Origin of the sequence: Methylobacterium sp. C1 (genome assembly GCF_001854385.1) — a bacterium.
In the GTDB taxonomy this organism is placed as follows: domain Bacteria; phylum Pseudomonadota; class Alphaproteobacteria; order Rhizobiales; family Beijerinckiaceae; genus Methylobacterium; species Methylobacterium radiotolerans.
The window spans coordinates 4,307,973-4,325,857 of sequence record NZ_CP017640.1; the positions used below are offsets into that span (position 1 = coordinate 4,307,973).

19 protein-coding genes are annotated in these 17,885 nt (G+C 72.0%); 10 read left to right on the forward strand and 9 right to left on the reverse strand.

What is annotated here, in order from left to right; all coding sequences use genetic code 11:
* Positions 1-63 precede the first annotated feature (63 nt).
* The 7 genes from BKE41_RS19915 to BKE41_RS19945 all read left to right on the forward strand — a co-directional run bounded on the left by BKE41_RS19915 (position 64) and on the right by BKE41_RS19945 (position 5,680).
* Positions 64-630, forward strand: coding sequence for a gluconokinase (locus BKE41_RS19915; protein ID WP_024829134.1), 567 nt, complete (start codon positions 64-66; stop codon positions 628-630).
* Between the two features lie 4 nt (positions 631-634).
* Complete coding sequence (locus BKE41_RS19920; RefSeq protein ID WP_053622660.1) at positions 635-1,456, forward strand: Cof-type HAD-IIB family hydrolase; 822 nt, start codon at positions 635-637, stop codon at positions 1,454-1,456.
* Positions 1,457-1,611: 155 nt separating this feature from the next.
* Entirely contained in the window at positions 1,612-2,934 is a 1,323-nt protein-coding gene (locus tag BKE41_RS32205) for a transglycosylase SLT domain-containing protein (protein WP_245295817.1), read from the forward strand.
* Positions 2,931-3,815 (forward strand): helix-turn-helix transcriptional regulator, encoded by an 885-nt coding sequence (locus tag BKE41_RS19930; protein WP_012320706.1) that lies wholly within the window; start codon positions 2,931-2,933, stop codon positions 3,813-3,815. Before BKE41_RS32205 ends, BKE41_RS19930 begins: the two co-directional genes overlap by 4 nt.
* Positions 3,816-4,044: 229 nt before the next feature.
* Complete coding sequence (gene cysE, locus BKE41_RS19935) at positions 4,045-4,896, forward strand: serine O-acetyltransferase (protein WP_012320707.1); 852 nt, start codon at positions 4,045-4,047, stop codon at positions 4,894-4,896.
* A gap of 91 nt (positions 4,897-4,987) precedes the next feature.
* Positions 4,988-5,203, forward strand: coding sequence for a DUF3126 family protein (locus tag BKE41_RS19940; RefSeq protein ID WP_012320708.1), 216 nt, complete (start codon positions 4,988-4,990; stop codon positions 5,201-5,203).
* A gap of 147 nt (positions 5,204-5,350) precedes the next feature.
* Positions 5,351-5,680: a hypothetical protein gene (locus BKE41_RS19945; protein ID WP_012320709.1), complete on the forward strand. Its 330-nt coding sequence runs from the start codon at positions 5,351-5,353 to the stop codon at positions 5,678-5,680.
* Positions 5,681-5,686: 6 nt separating this feature from the next.
* On the opposite strand, the gene BKE41_RS19950 is transcribed toward BKE41_RS19945, so the two are convergent.
* The gene (locus BKE41_RS19950) at positions 5,687-6,394 is read right to left on the reverse strand and encodes a transglutaminase-like cysteine peptidase (RefSeq protein ID WP_012320710.1); all 708 of its coding nucleotides are present in this window, start codon (positions 6,392-6,394) and stop codon (positions 5,687-5,689) included.
* Positions 6,395-6,713: 319 nt separating this feature from the next.
* Between BKE41_RS19950 and BKE41_RS19955 the strand changes: the two genes are divergently transcribed.
* The gene (locus BKE41_RS19955; protein ID WP_012320711.1) at positions 6,714-6,971 is read left to right on the forward strand and encodes a hypothetical protein; all 258 of its coding nucleotides are present in this window, start codon (positions 6,714-6,716) and stop codon (positions 6,969-6,971) included.
* A 7-nt stretch (positions 6,972-6,978) separates the two neighbouring features.
* On the opposite strand, the gene BKE41_RS19960 is transcribed toward BKE41_RS19955, so the two are convergent.
* From BKE41_RS19960 to BKE41_RS19990, 7 genes are all read right to left on the reverse strand, one after another.
* Entirely contained in the window at positions 6,979-7,578 is a 600-nt protein-coding gene (locus BKE41_RS19960; protein WP_199825802.1) for a transglutaminase-like cysteine peptidase, read from the reverse strand.
* Positions 7,579-7,937: 359 nt separating this feature from the next.
* Positions 7,938-9,671 carry an AMP-binding protein gene (locus BKE41_RS19965; RefSeq protein WP_029359330.1) on the reverse strand — a complete coding sequence of 578 codons (1,734 nt, stop codon included), beginning with the start codon at positions 9,669-9,671 and terminating at the stop codon, positions 7,938-7,940.
* Between the two features lie 62 nt (positions 9,672-9,733).
* Positions 9,734-10,513, reverse strand: coding sequence for an enoyl-CoA hydratase (locus BKE41_RS19970; protein ID WP_024829128.1), 780 nt, complete (start codon positions 10,511-10,513; stop codon positions 9,734-9,736).
* Positions 10,510-11,403 (reverse strand): 3-hydroxyisobutyrate dehydrogenase, encoded by an 894-nt coding sequence (gene mmsB / locus BKE41_RS19975; RefSeq protein WP_024829127.1) that lies wholly within the window; start codon positions 11,401-11,403, stop codon positions 10,510-10,512. The genes BKE41_RS19970 and mmsB overlap by 4 nt, the downstream gene beginning before the upstream one ends.
* A 176-nt stretch (positions 11,404-11,579) precedes the next feature.
* Positions 11,580-12,641, reverse strand: coding sequence for an enoyl-CoA hydratase/isomerase family protein (locus tag BKE41_RS19980; RefSeq protein ID WP_024829126.1), 1,062 nt, complete (start codon positions 12,639-12,641; stop codon positions 11,580-11,582).
* Complete coding sequence (locus BKE41_RS19985) at positions 12,638-13,783, reverse strand: isobutyryl-CoA dehydrogenase (RefSeq protein WP_012320717.1); 1,146 nt, start codon at positions 13,781-13,783, stop codon at positions 12,638-12,640. Before BKE41_RS19985 ends, BKE41_RS19980 begins: the two co-directional genes overlap by 4 nt.
* Positions 13,784-13,979: 196 nt before the next feature.
* The gene (locus tag BKE41_RS19990; protein ID WP_012320718.1) at positions 13,980-15,476 is read right to left on the reverse strand and encodes a CoA-acylating methylmalonate-semialdehyde dehydrogenase; all 1,497 of its coding nucleotides are present in this window, start codon (positions 15,474-15,476) and stop codon (positions 13,980-13,982) included.
* A 116-nt stretch (positions 15,477-15,592) separates the two neighbouring features.
* On the opposite strand from BKE41_RS19990, the gene BKE41_RS19995 reads away from it, so the two are divergent.
* Both BKE41_RS19995 and BKE41_RS20000 read left to right on the forward strand, forming a co-directional pair.
* A complete protein-coding gene (locus BKE41_RS19995) occupies positions 15,593-16,501 on the forward strand; it encodes a LysR family transcriptional regulator (RefSeq protein ID WP_053621447.1) in 909 nt (302 codons plus the stop codon).
* An 87-nt stretch (positions 16,502-16,588) separates the two neighbouring features.
* Complete coding sequence (locus tag BKE41_RS20000) at positions 16,589-17,752, forward strand: iron-containing alcohol dehydrogenase (RefSeq protein ID WP_012320720.1); 1,164 nt, start codon at positions 16,589-16,591, stop codon at positions 17,750-17,752.
* Between the two features lie 10 nt (positions 17,753-17,762).
* On the opposite strand, the gene BKE41_RS32465 is transcribed toward BKE41_RS20000, so the two are convergent.
* The gene (locus tag BKE41_RS32465; protein WP_012320721.1) at positions 17,763-17,885 is read right to left on the reverse strand and encodes a hypothetical protein; all 123 of its coding nucleotides are present in this window, start codon (positions 17,883-17,885) and stop codon (positions 17,763-17,765) included.

The window sequence follows — 17,885 nt, forward strand, 5'->3', positions numbered from 1 at the left end:
GCCCGCTCCGCATGATTGCGACGCGCGGCGCCCCCGGCGCACCTCGGAGGCACGGTGATCCGGATGACGTCCCAATCACAGCCGACGCCCGATGCCCGGACGGCCGCTCAAGTGCTCGTGGTCATGGGTGTCTCGGGGTCCGGGAAGAGTACCGTGGCGGCGCTGATCGCCGAGAAGCTCGGCTGGATCTTCGTGGACGGCGACAGCTTCCACACACCGGAGCATGTGGCGAAGATGCGCGCGGGCCACGCCCTCGACGACGCGGACCGCGCGCCCTGGCTCGCCCGGATCGCGACCTGGATCCAGCAGCGCCTCGACGCCGGCGAGTCCGGCGTGGTCGTCTGCTCGGCCCTCAGGCGCGCGTACCGGGACGTCCTGACCCGGGGCAGCCGGCGCGTTCGCCTCGTCTACCTCGACGGCGACAAGGCCCTGATCGCCCGGCGCCTCGCGGAGCGCCAGGGCCATTTCATGTCGCCGGTCCTCCTCGACAGCCAGTTCGCGACCCTCGAGGTCCCGGGGGCCGACGAGCACCCGATCACCATCGGGATCCTCGAGCCGCCCGAGGCGATTGCCGACCGGGTCGTGGCGGAACTCGCCGCCGCGGCGCGCCGGGATCCGGGCAGGGAGTGACGCGATGACAGCAGAAGCCGGCAAGGCCGCGGGGATCGCGCTGGTGATCTCCGACGTCGACGGCACCCTGGTGACCGGCGACAAGCGCCTGACCGCGGCGACGGTGGCGGCCGTGCGCCGCCTGCGCGCGGCCGGGATCGGCTTCAGCATCGCCTCGGCGCGGCCCCCGATCGGCCTGCGGAGCCTCGTGGCGGAACTCGGCCTCGACCTGCCGATGGGGGCCTTCAACGGCGCGAGCGTCGTCCGGCCAGACCTGTCGATCATCGAGGAGCGGACCATTCCCGAGGCGGCGGCCCGGTCGGCCCTCGACCGGCTCCTGGCCGAGGGGCTGGATGTGTGGGTCTTCGCCGACGGCGCGTGGTGCCTGCGCGACCCGGACGGTCCCTACACCGACCTGGAGCGCCGCACGATCGGCGCGGAGCCCCGGGTCGTGGCGGATCTCGGCACGCTCACGGGATCGGCCGCCAAGATCGTCGGCGTCAGCCGCGACCACGCCCACCTCGCGGCCTGCGAGACGCGCATCGCCGCGGCACTGGCAGGCCGGGCCACCGTCCACCGCTCGCAGGCCTACTATCTCGACGTGACTCCGCCCGATCTCGACAAGGGTCGCTTCGTCGCCTGGATGAGCGCGCACCTCGCCATCCCGCGCGAGCGGATCGCCACCTTCGGCGATGCCGGGAACGACCGCCCGATGTTCGCGCAGAGCGGCTACGCGGTGGCGATGGGCAATGCCGAGGCGAGCGTCCAGGCGGCCGCGAGCGCGGTCACGGACAGCAACGACGCCGACGGGTTCGCCCGCGCGGTCGAGCGCCTCATCCTCCCCTGACCGGCCGACCGCGTCCGCGCGCCGCCCTGTGGCGCGCGGATCACAAGCGGGCCCGTCGCCCCGGTCGCCCACAGGCTGCCGAACCGGGGCCGCTTTCCGGCCTCATTTCCCCGTGACCTAGCTTGACCACAGAACAAGCAGCACCGGGTCTCGGAATGCATCGCCTCATCCTGGCCGCCGTCCTCGCGGTCGCGCCCGCCGCCGCCTTCGGGCAGGGCGCGCGCGACAATATCGACGCGCTGATCGAGCAGCAGGCCAAGGCGAACGGCGTTCCGGCGAGCTTCGTGCACGCCGTGGTGAAGCGCGAGAGCAACTACAACCCGCGGGCCAAGGGCGGCAGCGCCCTCGGCCTCATGCAGATCAAGCACGCGACCGCGCGCAGCCTGGGCTACACCGGCGACGCCGCCGGCCTGTACGATCCGGAGACCAACCTGCGCTACGGCGTGGCCTATCTGGCGGGCGCCTACCGCACGGCCAAGGGCAACGTCAGCCAAGCCTACCAGTACTACAACCGCGGCTACTACTACGCCGCCAAGCGCCAGGGCATCTCCACCGAAGTCGCCTCGGTGGTCGCGCCGGTGGCAGCGTCGGCCAGCGCCCTGGCGAGCCTGTTCGGCGGCGGCGTCGCCGACACCCGGAACAACCCCGCTGCCGCCGCCCTGGCCTACGCACCCACCGCCGCCGCGGTGGCGGAGGTTCCGACCGAGACCGTCGAGGTACCGCTGCCGCCGCGCCGGCCCGCCGCCCTGGCCGGCGCGGCGATCGAGCTCGCCAGCCTGTCCATCGACCCGGCCGCCGCGGCTCCGGGCCCGGCCCCGGGCACCGCGCAGGCCGCCGCGGCGCCCGCCGTGGAGGTGCCGCTACCGCCGCGCCGCCCGCGGCCCTGGGCAGCGCCGTCGCGGCGGCCGCGCCGGCGCAGATCGCGGAGCTCCGGCTCTCTCCGCAGCCCGAGGCCACCCCGCTGCGATGACCCCCGCGGCCGCTCCGGCGCCGACCACCGAGGCCGCGGTCGAGGCCGTCGAGGTGCCGCTGCCGCCGCGCCGGCCGTCGCTCCAGATGCTCGCCGCCGCCACACCGCGGCGCGCGCCGGCCGCCGCGCCGGTGCAGGAGGCCACGGCCCTGCCGGTCGAGTAGCGCGCCCTTCCGAACCGGCCGCGCACCGGGAAACCGCCGGCCGGCCGGGCCCTCTGCCCACACAAGGATCATGCCCAAGGCTTGACCATCGGGTCGATCCGCAACACATAGGCGCCACGCCAGCAACGTGGTTGGATCGCTACGGTACGGACCGGCGCCGCAAGACAGCGGCCGTACGCGGGTGGCGCACGACAGATCTCAGGGCAGGAAACGCCGGTCCACGCGCGCACGTTCGGGCAGTATCCTGTCCGGCGGAACGTCAAAGCGCGATGGATCTCGAAGCGGCAGGCATGCAGGGCACGGACTCTGCTTTCGAGCTGGCAGGAAAGCGGACGGCGCCATGACCGGCGTGGTAGAACAGGAATCTCTCTTTCTCACGGACCTCGGGCGGCGCGTCAGACACGCGCGCACCGTGCGCGGGCTGTCGCGCAAGGTCCTGTCGCAGACCTCGGGCCTGTCCGAGCGCTACATCGCGCAGCTGGAGGGTGGCCAGGGCAACGTGTCGATCATCCTGCTGCGGCGGGTGGCCAACGCCATGGGCGTGCGGCTCGACGACCTGATCACCGGCAACGACGCGCTGCCCGACTGGCCGGTGGTGCGCGACCTCCTCGCGCAGGCGAGCCCGGCGCAGATCGTCGCCGCCAAGGAGGCGCTCTCCGGCGGCAGCCGGCCCGAATCGAGCAACCGGCCGCGCGTGGCGCTGATCGGCCTGCGCGGCGCCGGCAAGTCGACCCTCGGCAAGCTCGCGGCGGAGCGCCTCGGCTGGACCTTCGTGGAGCTCAACGCCGAGATCGAGCGCGAGAACGCCCTCTCGGTCCAGGAGATCTTCGCGATCTACGGCCAGGAGGGCTATCGCCGGCTGGAGCAGGCGGCCCTGCGGCGCCTCACGGAGCATCCCGGGCCGCTGATCCTCGCGACCAGCGGCGGCATCGTCGCGGAACCGCTCACATACGATCTGCTCCTGCAGGCGTTCTACACGATCTGGCTGCGCGCCCGGCCGGAGGAGCACATGAGCCGCGTCCGCGAGCAGGGGCACCTCGCCACAACCGGTGATCACGCCTCCGCGATGCAGGAGCTGCGCGCCGTGCTGGCGAGCCGCGAGCCGCTCTACGCCCGGGCCCCGGCCACGGTGGACACCTCCAACATCCCGGTCCAGACGATGCTGGACCGCCTGACGGCGGCGATCGAGGCGCGGTTCGGGCAGCCCGTGCCGCTGGCGGACTGACCCGCCGCCGGTCGCTGACAGCCATGCGACCGATGCGACCTCAGGGCCGCGCCGGCCCTTGATCGCCGCGGTGCAGCGCACCACGCTAGGGCAGAACCCGCGGTCCGGCGCCCCTGCGGCCCACCTCCGCCCCGGGCGGGAGATCCGCCCGTCCGCGCGGGCGCTGGACCGGCCCCGCCGCACGCGCGATCGGCTAACCCTGCGAAGTCCCGGACGTGAGCATCCGCCCATGAGCGCCAGTCCTGCCTTCAATCACCCCTCGCATGACCTCGCGGTCGTCGACCCGGTCTGGTCGCGGCTGCGGGACGAGGCGGAGGACGTCCTGCGGACCGAGCCGCAGCTCGCCTCCTTCATCGTCGCGACGATCCTGAACCACGCCACCCTGGAAGGCGCGGTCTCCCACCGGGTCGCGGCCCGGCTCGGGCACCCGTCGCTGCCGGCCGAACTCGTCGCCCACGCCTTCCACGAGGCGATCACGGCGGATCCGGGGATCGGGCAGGCGTTCCGCGCCGATATCGGCGCGGTGATCGACCGGGATCCGGCGACGCTCCGGGCACTGGAGCCGGTCCTGTACTTCAAGGGCTTCCACGCGCTGCAGGCCTACCGCCTCGCCCACCATGTCTGGAACCGCGGCCGGCGCGACCTCGCCCTCTACCTCCAGAGCCGGGTCTCGGAGGTGTTCCAGTGCGACATCCATCCGGCCGCGCGGATCGGCCGGGGCGTCTTCCTCGACCACGCCACCGGCCTCGTGGTCGGCTCGACCGCGGTGATCGAGGACGACGTGTCGATCCTCCACGCCGTGACCTTGGGCGGTACCGGCAAGCAGCGCGGCGACCGCCACCCCAAGATCCGCCGCGGCGTGATGATCGGCGCCGGCGCCAAGATCCTGGGCAACATCGAGGTCGGGGCCTGCGCCCGGGTGGCGGCGGGCTCTGTGGTGCTGCGGCCGGTGCCGCCGAACACGACGGTCGTCGGTGTGCCGGCGCGCGTGGTCGGTACCGCCGGCTGCGACGATCCGGCCCGGGCGATGGACCAGCTCGTCGCCCTCGACCAGTTCATCCACCTGGGCGACGGGATCTGACCCGGAGTGGTCGCGCTTGCCGCTCCGCCCGCGGCGTGGCAAGCCCTCGGCCCATCCGCGGCGCCAGCGCCGCCAGGGGAGATCGACCAGCGTGACCAAAGCCGAGACCGCGAAGCTTCAGGACTATCTGCGCCGCAAGTTCGCGAACAACAATATCCGCCTCATGGCGATGAAGACCGGCGACTCCGCCGAGGTGTTCATCGGCGAGGAGTCGATCGGCGTGATCGCCGACGACAAGGAGGACGGCGACGATTCCTTCGTCTTCCGGATGGCGATCCTCGACATCGATCTCGAGGAAGAGGCCTGAGGCGCCGCGCCTCGGCGCCTCCAACGTCCCGGGCCGGATCCCGCCGGCCCGCACCTGTGCACGGATTAACGCTAACGAAGGCTCGTGCTTAACAAGCGGTAAACGGCGTGAGTACAGTGCGCTCAACCTGTATCAGGAGCGCGAATAATGGTCCTCACGCCCGCCGCCCTCGAGTCGATCCGGACCCTGTGCATCGGACTGGCGCTGTCCGGCCTGATCGCCAGCGCTTTCGAGCTGTTCGCGGCGCGGCGGGCGAGCTTCAGCCTGCTGGAGCGCGGCGGTCTGCCGGCGGTGGCCGCGCTGCCGATGCTCGCCTTCTCGGCGCCGTTCATCATCCTGCGCAACACGGTGCGCGGCCGGCGGATCGAGCGGCGCCCGATCCCGTTCGTGATGCTGGCGACCGTCATCGCGTGCGGCTGGAGCCTGCTCTCGGGCCGTGTCGCCCTCGACCTCGCCGCGATGCTGGTCGGCGCCTGACCGGGTTCAGGGCTCGGCGGTGGCCACCTGCGCGGTGCCGTCCTTGCCCTCCAGGGACACCCAGGCCGCGCCGTCCTGGCCGGCCCGCTTGATGAAGTTGTAGCCGGTGCGGCGCCAGGAGCGGATCGCGTCGGTCTTGTTGTCGAGGACGAAATCGCCACGGTCGGTCCGGACCGTCAGCACGGCGTGGCCCTCGTTGGTCTCGTCGATCACCACGGTCATCAACAGGGCGCGCCGCGGCAGGCCGCGCTCCACCAGCATCCGCCGCTTCAGCAGCTGGTAATCCTCGCAATCGCCGAACCCGTCATCCGGGAAGTCCCAGCGGTCGACGACGCCCCAGTGCGCCTGATCGGTGATCGGCCGGATGCGCGCGTTCACGCGGCGGTTGACGCTCTGGAGGGTCCGCCACACCGCCACGGTCAGCGGGATCTCGGCCGGCTCGGCCGTGTCGACCGTGCATTCCTGGGGTGTGCGGGTGCAGAAATCCGTCCAGCCGGCGATCGCCCGTACCGGACCGGTCGGTTCGGCGGCGCTCACCTGATCCGGCAGGACCAGCCGGGCATGGGCGTGGGTCGTGGCACCGCCCATCGTGAGGATCGTGCCCAGCAGGGCGAAACTCGCCACCTGCCGCGACCGGCACGCGGCGTGCGTCCAGCCGCGCCATCGCAGCGGGCCGAAGACCTGACACGAGATACCGCCATCCGCGTGCCGCATGGTTCAAGCCCCCGCCGCCCGATGATGACGGAAGGGTGACACGGCGACGTGCGGCGCACAATGGGTCAGGGTGAGACAGGCAACGCGCCGCGAGCCCTATCGGTTCCGATTTAAGAGAGTGTTGCATCCGCAGAGCTCCCCGAGGAAGCATGCGCTGAGCGAATGGCCGCTCTGCGCCCTCGCGGAAGGCCTTGATTCAAGTCAGCTTTGCCGGCTTCTCAGAACGGCTCGCGCAGGGGATTCGCGGCGGGCCCGATCGAAGCGCATGAAGCCGGCCAGCCCGTCGCGGACGGGGCCGCGCCCCAGGAAAGGACCCGCAATGCAGCCCGCCATCCAGCAGGTGATCAGAGCGCTCGCCGAGGATGGTCGGGCCGGCGCGATCAATATCGCGGAGCACGCGGTCGATTCCTATCTCGCCGACGCCCCGAGCGAGGGCGACAGGGCGCTGTCGCGGGACATCCTGGTGCGGGATCTGGCCAGCCTCCGGGGCGTCGCCCCGCATCTCGCGGCCTTCATCGGCCGGGTCGAGTCCTACGTGGCGAGCCTCGCCCAGCCCTCCCTGAGCCGGGCGGCCTGAGGCCGCTTCACCGGTTGGCGGTGGTGACCGGGGAGGTGACGCCGCCGAGGGAGACCCAGGCGACGGCGTCCTGGCTCTCGCGCTTGATGAAGACGTAGCCGGTCTTGTGCCAGGGCAGGATGGCGTTGGTCTTGTTGTCGAGGACGAGGTCGCCCCGGTCGGTGATGAGCGTCAGCACGGCGTGGCCCTCGCCCTTCTCGTCGATCACCACGGTCATGCGCATCGCGCGGCGCGGCAGCCCGGCCTCGGCCAGCATGTGGCGCTTGAGCAGCTGGAAGTCCTCGCAGTCGCCGATGCCGTCCTCGGCCAGGTCCCAGCGGTCGGCCACGTGCAGGTGGTCCTGGTCGGTCATCGGCTCGACCGCCTTGTTGACCCGCCGGTTCACCGACACGATCGTCGCCCAGGTGGCGGGCGTCAGGCTGATCCGGGCCGGCTCGCCCCGGTCCAGCACGCACTCCGCCGCGTAGGTCTGGCAGAACGTCACCCAGGCCGCGATCGGCTTGGCGTCGCCCAGGACCTTGGCACCGGCCTCGGTCGGCAGGCTCGCCAGCGTCTGCGCCTGAGCCGGGGCGGCGAGGCTAAGCAGCGTCGCCGCTCCGACCAGCATCCCCCGAACCGTCCTGAGAAGCCCCGCGCCCATCGAACCCGTCCCCGTTGTTGAGGACAGGATTGCGCCGCAGAGCCTCCGCGGCGCTGAAGCGGATGCGCGCAATTTTATCGATTTGCCGGTGCGGGCCCAGTCAGGCGCGACAGCGTCGACGGGAGACTTGAGAACCCCAGTAAATCGGCGGCTTCAGCTTCGGAAACCGGAAACCTTGAGGTTTCGTCGCCCGTAGACCCGAGCCTTCAGGCGCGCCGCCGCCGTCATCGCGAGCGCAGCGAAGCGATCCGGGGCCACGCCGCGCCGACCGATCTCGCGCTGCCCTGGGTCGCCTCGCCGCGCCCGCGATCACGGGGCGGAATCGCTCACCCCGCCGTCTGGTCGAGCTTGCGCTCGGCCTCGCCCTTCAGCTCCGGGAAGTCCGCCTGCGTGTAGGCGCGGCCCCGGTGCGGATCCTCGGTGATGCCCTCGTGCTCCAGGCGGCGCAGCTGCACCCGCCGGATCTTGCCCGAGATCGTCTTGGGCAGATCGGTGACGAATTCGAGCCCGCGCAGGCGCTTGAAGGTCGCGAGCCGGGCATTGGTGAAGCGGAAGATGTCGAGCGCCGTCTCGGGCCCCGGGATGGCTCCAGCCACCAGGGACACGTAGGCCTTCGGGATGGTGTGGCGCATCGGGTCGGGCACCGGCACCACCGCCGCCTCGGCCACGGCCGGGTGCTCGATCAGCACGCTCTCCAGCTCGAAGGGGCTGATCCGGTAGCCCGACGACTTGAACACGTCGTCGGCCCGGCCCACGAACGTGTAGCAGCCCTGCTCGTCCACGAAGGCGACGTCGCCGGTGTGGTAGAGGTCGCCGGCGGCGCCCGACAGGTTGCCCTGGCCGTCGTCGTAGCCCTGCATCAGGCCGGCGGGGCGGTGGGCCCCGAGTTCGAGGCAGACCTCGCCCTCGGAGGCCGGCTGGCCGTCGAGGTCGAGGACGCGGACCCGGTAGCCCGGCAGGGGTCGGCCCAGCGCCCCGGGCACGACCGGCTGGCCCGGCGTGTTGGCCATGAGCGCCGTGGTCTCGGTCTGGCCGTAACCGTCGCGGATCGTGAGGCCCCAGGCGGTCTTCACGCGCTCGATCACCTCGGGGTTCAGGGGCTCGCCCGCCGCGCAGACCTCGCGCAGGGCGAGGCGCTTCCCGGTCAGGTCCTCCTGGATGATCATCCGCCAGACGGTCGGAGGCGCGCAGAGCGTGGTGGCGCCGGTGCGCTCCAGCTGCGCCAGCAGTGCGGCCGCGTTGAACGGCGCCTGGTTGATCACCAGGATCGTCGCCCCGGCATTCCAGGGCGCGAAGAACGAGGACCACGCGTGCTTCGCCCAGCCCGGCGAGGAGACGTTGCAGTGCACGTCCCCCGGCTGGAGCCCGAGCCAGTACATCGTCGAGAGGGCTCCCACCGGGTAGGAGCGGTGGCTGTGGCGCACCAGCTTCGGCTTCGCCGTGGTGCCGGAGGTGAAGTAGAGGAGCAGCGGGTCGTCGGCGCCGGTGGGCCCGTCGGGCGCGAAGGTCTCGGACGCCTCGAACGCGTCGTCGTAGGCCGCCCAGCCCTCCGTCGGAGCCCCGGTGACGAGGCGGACGGCGCCACCCGTGTCGAGGCCGGCGAACCGCGCGATCTGCTCCGGGCCGGCCACGATCGCCCGCGGGCGCCCGCGAGCGAGGCGGTCGGCGAGCTCGTCGGCCGTGAGCAGCGTGGTCGCCGGGATGACCACGGCGCCGAGCTTCATCGCGGCCAGCATGGTCTCCCACAGGGCCGGCACGTTGCCGAGCAGCAGGAGCAGGTGGTCACCGCGCTTCAGGCCGAGCTGCCGCAGGTGGTTGGCCACCTGGCCGGAGCGGCGGGCGAGTTCCCCGAAGGTCAGGCTCTGCTCGGCCCCGCTGCCGGCCTCGACGATCCGCAGGGCGGCGCGGTCGCGGCTCTCGGGTCCGGCGAGGACGGCGTCGAACCAGTCGAGCGCCCAGTTGAACGGCACCGGATCCGGCCACGCGAAGGCCGAGACGGCGGCGGCGTAGTCGGTGCGATGGGCCAGCAGAAGGTCGCGGGCCTCCCGGAAGCTCGGCATGGTCGTTCCCCTCCCTGTCTTATGGTCTCGCTCCCCGCCCCTCCCGCCGGGGCGGGCCGCGTTCAGGTGTTCTCGAACCGGGGCGGCCGCTTCTCCACGAAGGCGGCCATGCCCTCCTTCTGGTCCTTGGTGGCGAACATGGCGTGGAACACCCGCCGCTCGAACCGGATCCCCTCGGTCAGCGTGGTCTCGTAGGACCGGTTGACCGCCTCCTTGGTCATCATGGCGATCGGCAGCGACATCGACGCGATGGTCTCGGCCGCCTTCAGCGCCTCGTCGAGGAGCTGGTCGGCCGCGATCACCCGCGACACGAGACCGGCGCGCTCCGCCTCGGCGGCGTCCATCATCCGGCCGGTCAGGCACATCTCCATGGCCTTGGCCTTGCCGACGAAGCGGGTCAGCCGCTGGCTGCCGCCGATCCCCGGCATCACCCCGAGCTTGATCTCGGGCTGGCCGAACTGCGCCGTGTCGGCCGCCAGGATGATGTCGCACATCATGGCGAGCTCGCAGCCGCCGCCGAGCGCGTAGCCTGCGACCGCGGCGATGATCGGCTTGCGCACGGCGACGAAGCGCTCCCAGTCGGCGAACCGGTCGCCCGCGTACATCTCCGCGTAGGTGGCGTGCTGCATCTCCTTGATGTCGGCGCCGGCCGCGAAGGCCTTGGCCGAGCCGGTGACGACGATGCAGCCGATCCCCGGATCGGCATCCGCCTCGGTCGCTGCCCGGATCACCTCCCGGGTCAGCTGCGCGTTGAGGGCGTTCAGCGCCTTCGGCCGGTTGAGGGTGATCAGCAGGACGCGCCCGCGCGTCTCCGTCAGGATCGTCTCGTACGGCTCGCTCACGACTCGCCTCCCTGCCCGCGGAGCATACGGATGATCGCGGAAAAGTCCTCTCCCCCGTGGCCCGCGCCCTCGAACAGACCGTAGATCTGCGCGGCCTCGGCGCCCAGCGGCGTCGCCGCCCCCGCGGCGATGGCGGCGGCCTGGGCGAGCCGGAGGTCCTTGAGCATCAGCGCCGCGGCGAAGCCCGGCTTGTAGCCGTTGTTGGCCGGCGAGGCCGGCACCGGGCCCGGCACCGGGCAGTAGGTGGTCAGCGACCAGCACTGGCCCGAGGAGACCGAGGCGACGTCGTAGAGCGCCTGGTGCGACAGGCCGAGCTTCTCGCCGAGCGCGAACGCCTCGCTGACGCCGATCATCGAGATGCCGAGGATCATGTTGTTGCAGATCTTGGCCGCCTGCCCGGCGCCGGCATCGCCGCAATGGAACACGTTCTTGCCCATCGCCTTCAGCAGCGGCTCCGCCCGGTCGAAGGCGGCCTCGGCGCCGCCGGCCATGAACGTGAGCGTTCCGGCCTTCGCGCCGCCGGTCCCGCCGGAGACCGGCGCGTCCACCGACAGGCAGCCGCGCGCCGCGGCGAGGGCGTGGGCCTTGCGGGCGCTCTCGACATCCACCGTGGAGGAATCGATCAGCAGCGTGCCGGCGGGCAGCGCCTCGACGAGCTGCGTCCAGACCTCGACCACGTGCCGCCCGGCCGGCAGCATGGTGACCACGACATCCGCCCCTTCGGCCGCCTCCAGGGCCGAGCCCGCGACCGCGATCCCCTCGGCGCGCGCCGCCTCCAGCGAGGCCGGTACGAGATCGAAGCCGCGCACCGCGTGACCCGCCTTCACGAGGTTGGCCGCCATGGGCCCGCCCATGTTGCCGAGACCGATGAACCCGATGGTCTGTGCCATCCCGTCCTCCCTTGATTGTTGTCCCTCGCGTCTCCCACCCGCGTCCTCGTCCTGAGCCGACGAAGCGGGCCTCGAAGGAGGGCTCCAGGGATCACAGCGGCTCCTGGAGCCCTCCTTCGAAGCCTACGCTTCGTCGGCTCAGGACGAGGGTTTGGGTGGGAACGTGCGACGCGTCATCACACCGGCCCCGTGCGCGCGTCCGAAAAAACCGGCGCCGCCCGCTTCTCCAGCCAGCGGGCGATCCGCGCCGGGTCGACCGCGTCGAGGGTCGGCGGGGTCCAGCGCGGGCTCTTGTCCTTGTCGATCACCGCGGCGCGGATGCCCTCGCGGAAGTCGCCCTCCGCCAGCAGCGCCAGCGAGGCGTGGAACTCGCGCTCCAGGCAGGCCTCCAGGTTCGGCGCGCCGCGGCCGAGGCGCAGGAGGCACAGCGTCAGGACGAGGCTCGACGGCGCCTTGGTCAACAGCGTTGCCCGGGTCGTGGCGGCGAAGTCGGAGCCGTCCGCCTCGAGGGCCGAGAGGATCTCGTCGACCATGTCGAAGGAAAAGCAGCGGTCGATCACCGCGCGGTGCGCGGCCAGGGGCGCCGGGCCGGGGTCCTGCGCGGACCGGGCGATCACGTCCCGCACGCCCTCCTGCCCGGCATCCGGATCGAGCGCCAGGAGGTCGTCGATGAGGTTGGGCAGCCTCGCGGACGGGACCATGACGTCGGCCAGGCGGCAGAAGATCGCGTCGGCGGCGCCGACCGGCTCGCCGGTCAGGCCGAGATAGGTGCCGATCTCGCCGGGCGCGCGCGGCAGCAGCCACGTCCCGCCGACATCCGGCAGGTAGCCGATGCCGGTTTCCGGCATGGCGACGCGGGAGCGCTCGGTGACGATCCGGTGCGATGCGTGGCCCGCGAGCCCGACACCCCCGCCCATGGTGATGCCGTCCATCACCGCCACGAACGGCTTCTCGTAGGCGGCGATGCGGGAATCGAGCCTGTACTCGTCGCGCCAGAAGGTCTCGGCGAAGGCGGTGCCGGGATTGTCGTAGAGGGAGCGCAGGTCGCCGCCGGCGCAGAGGCCGCGCTCGCCCTCGCCGGTGAGCAGCACCGCGGCGATTCCGGGATCCGCCGAGAACTGGTCGAGCGCCCGGTCGATCTCGCCCACCATGCCATGCGTCAAGGCGTTCAGGGCCTTCGGCCGGTTGAGCCGAAGGCGCCCCAGCGCGCCGACCCGCTCGACGATCACGTCGCTCATCGGCGCCCCCCGGTCAGCCCGCGGGCGATGATCAGCCGCATGATCTCGTTGGTCCCTTCGAGGATCTGGTGCACGCGCAGGTCCCGGACGATCTTCTCCACGCCGTACTCGGCGAGGTAGCCATAGCCGCCGTGCAGTTGCAGCGCTTGGTTGGCCACCTCGAAGGCCGCGTCGGTGACGTGGCGCTTGGCCATGGCGCAGAGCTGGGTCGCGGACGGGTCCTTGGCGTCGAGCGCGGCGGCCGCGTGGCGCAGGAAGGTGCGCGACACTTCCAGGCTGGTCGCCATGTCGGCGAGCCGGAACTGCAGCGCCTGGAAGTCGGTGAGCCTGGCCCCGAACGCGCGCCGGTCGCCCATGTAGGCGAGCGCCTTGTCGAGGGCCGCCTGCGCGCCGCCGAGCGAGCAGGCGGCGATGTTGAGCCGGCCGCCGTCGAGGCCGCTCATGGCGATCTTGAAGCCCTGGCCCTCCGCGCCGAGGCGGTTGCCCACCGGCACGCGGCAGCCGTCGAAGCGGACGGCCCGGGTCGGCTGGGCGTTCCAGCCCATCTTGCGCTCGTCGGCCCCGAAGGAGAGGCCGGGCGTGCCCTTCTCCACCACGATCGCCGAGATGCCCGAAGGGCCCGCCTCGCCGGTGCGGACCATGCAGACGTAGAGGTCGCTGGCGCCGGCGCCGGAGATGAACTGCTTCTCGCCGGAGAGCACGTAATGGTCGCCGTCCCGCTCGGCGCGGGTGCGCAAAGCCGCGGCGTCGGAGCCGGAGCCCGGCTCGGTGAGGCAGTAGCTGGCGATCCGCTCCATGCCCATGAGCGACGGCAGCCAGCGCCGGCGCTGGTCGTCGTCGCCGTAGGCGTCGATCATCCAGGCGCACATGTTGTGGATCGAGAGGAACGCCGCCACGGTCGGGCAGCCGGCGCTGAGCGCCTCGAAGATCAGCGTCGCGTCGAGGCGCGACAGGCCGGACCCGCCGACATCCTCGCGGACGTAGATGCCCGCCATGCCGAGGGCGGCGGCCGCCCGCAGGGTCTCGACCGGGAAGGTCTTGTCCCGGTCCCAGTCGAGGGCGTGCGGCGCGATGTGCTCGGCCGCGAAGCCGAGGGCCATCTCGCGGATCGCGGTCCGGTCCTCGTCGAGCCCGAAACTCATGGACACTCCCTCCGATTCACCGCGCAACCGCGCGGGGCCTGCACCTCCGGCGCGTGGGGCGCGGCGTGCACCCTCTCCCGTTCGGGAGAGGGTTGGGGTGAGGGATCAGGTCTGTCCGGAGAGTTCTCGCCCCTGACCCCGTCCCACTCCCGCACGGGAGAGGGGACCCGCGCCCCCGACCTCGAACCGCCGCGCTCTACCGCATCGTCGGGATGGAGAACTCCGCCCCGCTCTTGATGCCGCTCGGCCAGCGCTGCGTCACGGTCTTGGTCTTGGTGTAGAACCGGATCGAGTCCGGCCCGTGCTGGTTCAGGTCGCCGAAGCCCGAGCGCTTCCAGCCACCGAAGGTGTGGTAGGCGATCGGGACCGGGATCGGCACGTTCACGCCGACCATGCCGACGTTGACCCGGGCGGTGAAGTCGCGGGCCGCGTCGCCGTCCTGGGTGAAGATCGCGACGCCGTTGCCGTACTGGTGGGTCGAGGGCAGCGCCAGCGCCTCCTCGTAATCCTTGGCCCGCACCACCGAGAGCACGGGGCCGAAGATCTCCTCCTTGTAGATCGTCATGTCGGGCGTCACGCGGTCGAACAGCGAGCCGCCCATGTAGAAGCCGTTCTCGTAGCCCTGGAGCTTGAAGCCGCGGCCGTCGACCGCGAGCTGCGCGCCCTCGGCGACGCCCTTGTCGATGTAGCTCTTCACCCGCTCCACCGCCTCGGCGGTGACGAGCGGGCCGTAATCGGCCGAGCCGTCATGCGAGGGACCGATCTTGAGCGACTCGACCCGCGGGATCAGCTTCTCCATCAGCCGGTCGGCGGTCTGCTCGCCCACCGGCACCGCCACCGAGATCGCCATGCAGCGCTCGCCCGCCGAGCCGTAGCCGGCGCCGATCAGCGCGTCGACCGCTTGGCCCATGTCGGCGTCCGGCATGATGATCATGTGGTTCTTGGCGCCGCCGAAGCACTGGGCGCGCTTCCCCGTCTCGGCGGCGCGGACGTAGATGTACTCGGCGATGTGCGAGGAGCCGACGAAGCCCACCGCCTTGATGTCCTCGTCGTCGAGGATCGCGTCGACCGCCTCCTTGTCGCCGTTGACGACGTTGAGGATGCCCGGCGGGAGGCCCGCCTCCAGGAAGATCTCGGCGATGCGGATCGGCACGCTCGGGTCGCGCTCGGACGGCTTCAGGATGAAGGCGTTGCCGCAGGCGATCGCCGGGGCGCATTTCCACAGCGGGATCATGGCCGGGAAGTTGAACGGCGTGATGCCGGCGACCACGCCGAGCGGCTGGCGCAGGGAGTAGACGTCGATGCCGGGCCCGGCCCCTTCCGTGTACTCGCCCTTGAGCAGGTGCGGGATGCCGCAGGCGAACTCCACGACCTCGACGCCGCGCTGGATGTCGCCCTTGGCGTCCGGCACGGTCTTGCCGTGCTCGGAGGCGAGGAGTTCGGCGAGCGAGTCGTTCTCGGCGCGGATCAGCTCCAGGAAGCGCATCATCACGCGGGCCCGCTTCTGCGGGTTGGTCGCCGCCCACGCCGGCTGCGCCGCCTTGGCGTTCTCGACGGCGGCGCGGAGCTCCGCCTTGCTGGCCAGGGCGACCTTGGCCTGGACCTCGCCGGTCGAGGGATGGAAGACGTCCGCGAACCGTCCGCTCTCGCCGCCGACGTTCCGGCCGCCGATGTAATGCCCGATCGTGCGCACGCGCGCCTCCCTGTGATGTGGCGTTCGATTTTGGCGCACCCTATCAGGATCGCTTGAGCGATAAAGCCGGATGCGCTTACAGTCGTCGTGCATCGATGCACAGCGAGGGTGCGGCCATGGCCAGGACGGGGCCCAACTGGGACGACCTCCGCTTCTTCCTCGCGGTGGCGCGGACGGGAACGCTGAGCGCTGCCGGGGCCCGCACCGGCACCGAGCACACCACGGTCGGGCGCCGGATCCGTGCCCTGGAGGAAGGGCTCGGCGCCCGGCTGTTCCACCGCAGCAACCTCGGCTACGCGCTCACCGAGGACGGCGCGAACCTGCTGGGCGTCGCGGAGGCCATGGAGAGCGCGTTCCTGTCGGCGAGCGCCGCCACGGAGGCCGCCCAGACGGTCTCCGGCACGGTCCGGATCGGCGCGCCGGACGGGTTCGGCAGCGTGTTCCTCGCACCCCGGATGCACCGGCTCACCGCCCGCCACCCGGGGCTGGAGGTCGAGATCATGGCGACCGCCCGGATCTTCAGCCTGTCGAAGCGCGAGGCCGACATCGTCATCAGCCTCTCGGGCCCGCAGCAGGCGCGGGTGGTGGCGCGCCGGCTGACCGATTACCGGCTGCTCGTCTACGCGGCCGAATCCTACCTCGCGGGGGCCGCGCCGATCGCGGAGGTCGGGGACCTCTCGGGGCATCCCTTCGTCGGCTACATCGAGGACATGCTGTTCACGCGCGAGCTGAACTATCTCGGCGCCCTGGGGCCGCCGGTCTCCGCGCGGCTGCGCTCCACCAACCTCCTGGCCCAGGTCCACGCGACGCTCGGCGGCGCGGGCCTCTGCGTCCTGCCGGCCTTCATCGCGGCGGCCCATCCGGGTCTCGTGCCGGTGCTGCCCGGGGCGGTAGCCCTGACACGCTCGTTCCACATGCACATCCACGAGGATCACCGGAAGGCGGCCCATATCCGCGCGGTGGCGGGCTTCATCGCGGGCGAGGTGGAGGCCGCCGCCGCGCTGTTCGCCGGGCCGGCAGTGTAAGCGCCGGCAGTTTCGCCCGGCGCGCGCAGGTCCTAAGATCGCCGTCCCGGCGGACCAGCAGAGGCGCCGGGAGGGAGAAGCAACAGAATGGTCGCCTCGATCGCCCTGCCCCGGCTGATGCGCGTCGGCGCCGGCGCCTCGCGGCTCCTGCCGGAGGTGCTCGGCCAGCTCGGCCTGTCGCGCCCCTTCGTGGTCACCGACCCCTACCTCGCCGGCAGCGGCCGCACCGACACGCTGCTCGAGCGGCTCACCGCGGCGGGCGCGCGTGCCACGATCTTCTCCGAGACCGTGCCGGACCCGACCGTCGCCTCCGTGGAGGCGGCGCTGGCGGCCCTCCAGGCGGGCGACTTCGACTGCGTGGTCGGCTTCGGCGGCGGCAGCCCGATGGACACCGCCAAGGCGGTGGCGGTGCTCGCCCGCCACGGCGGCCACATGCGCGACTACAAGGCGCCCCGCCAGCAGGACGAGTCCGGCCTGCCGATCGTGGCGATCCCGACCACCGCCGGCACCGGCTCGGAGGCGACCCGCTTCACCATCGTGACCGACGAGGCCTCGGACGAGAAGATGCTCTGCATCGGCCTCGCCTACCTGCCGGTCGCGGCCCTGGTCGATTACGAGCTGACGCTCACCAAGCCGAAGCGGCTCACGGCGGACACCGGCATCGACGCCCTGACCCACGCGATCGAGGCCTACGTCTCGCGCAAGTCGAACCTGTTCTCGGACGGGCTGGCGCTGCAGGCGATGCGGCTGATCGCCCCGAACCTGCGCCGGGTCTGGACCGATCCCGGCGACCGGGCGGCGCGCGAGGCGATGATGCTCGGCGCCACCCAGGCGGGCATCGCGTTCTCGAACGCCTCGGTGGCGCTGGTCCACGGCATGAGCCGGCCGATCGGCGCGCATTTCCACGTGGCGCACGGGCTCTCGAACGCGATGCTGCTGCCGGCGGTGACGGCCTTCTCGGCCCCGGCCGCCGTCGACCGGTACGCCGCCTGTGCCCGCGCCATGAAGATCGCCGGCCCCGACACCGACGATCGCTCGGCGGTGTCGGCCCTGGTGGCCGAGCTCGAGGCACTGAACGACGACCTCGACGTGCCGGGGCCGCGGGAATACGGGATCGACCCGGCCCGCTGGGAGGCGCTGCTGCCCACCATGGCGGCCCAGGCGCTGGCCTCCGGCTCCCCGGCCAACAACCCGGTGGAGCCCACCGCCGACGAGATCGTGGCGCTGTACCGGCGCGTCTGGGCGGGCTGACGACGGCGTCCTATCGGCGGCCCGCGAGCGCCGTCGTCTCCGCGAGCGGAGCGAGACGCCTGAGCAGCGCCACGCTCTCCGAGGCCGCGTAGCGCTCAGTCGCCTCGCTGCGCTCGCGATGACGGAGGGGCAT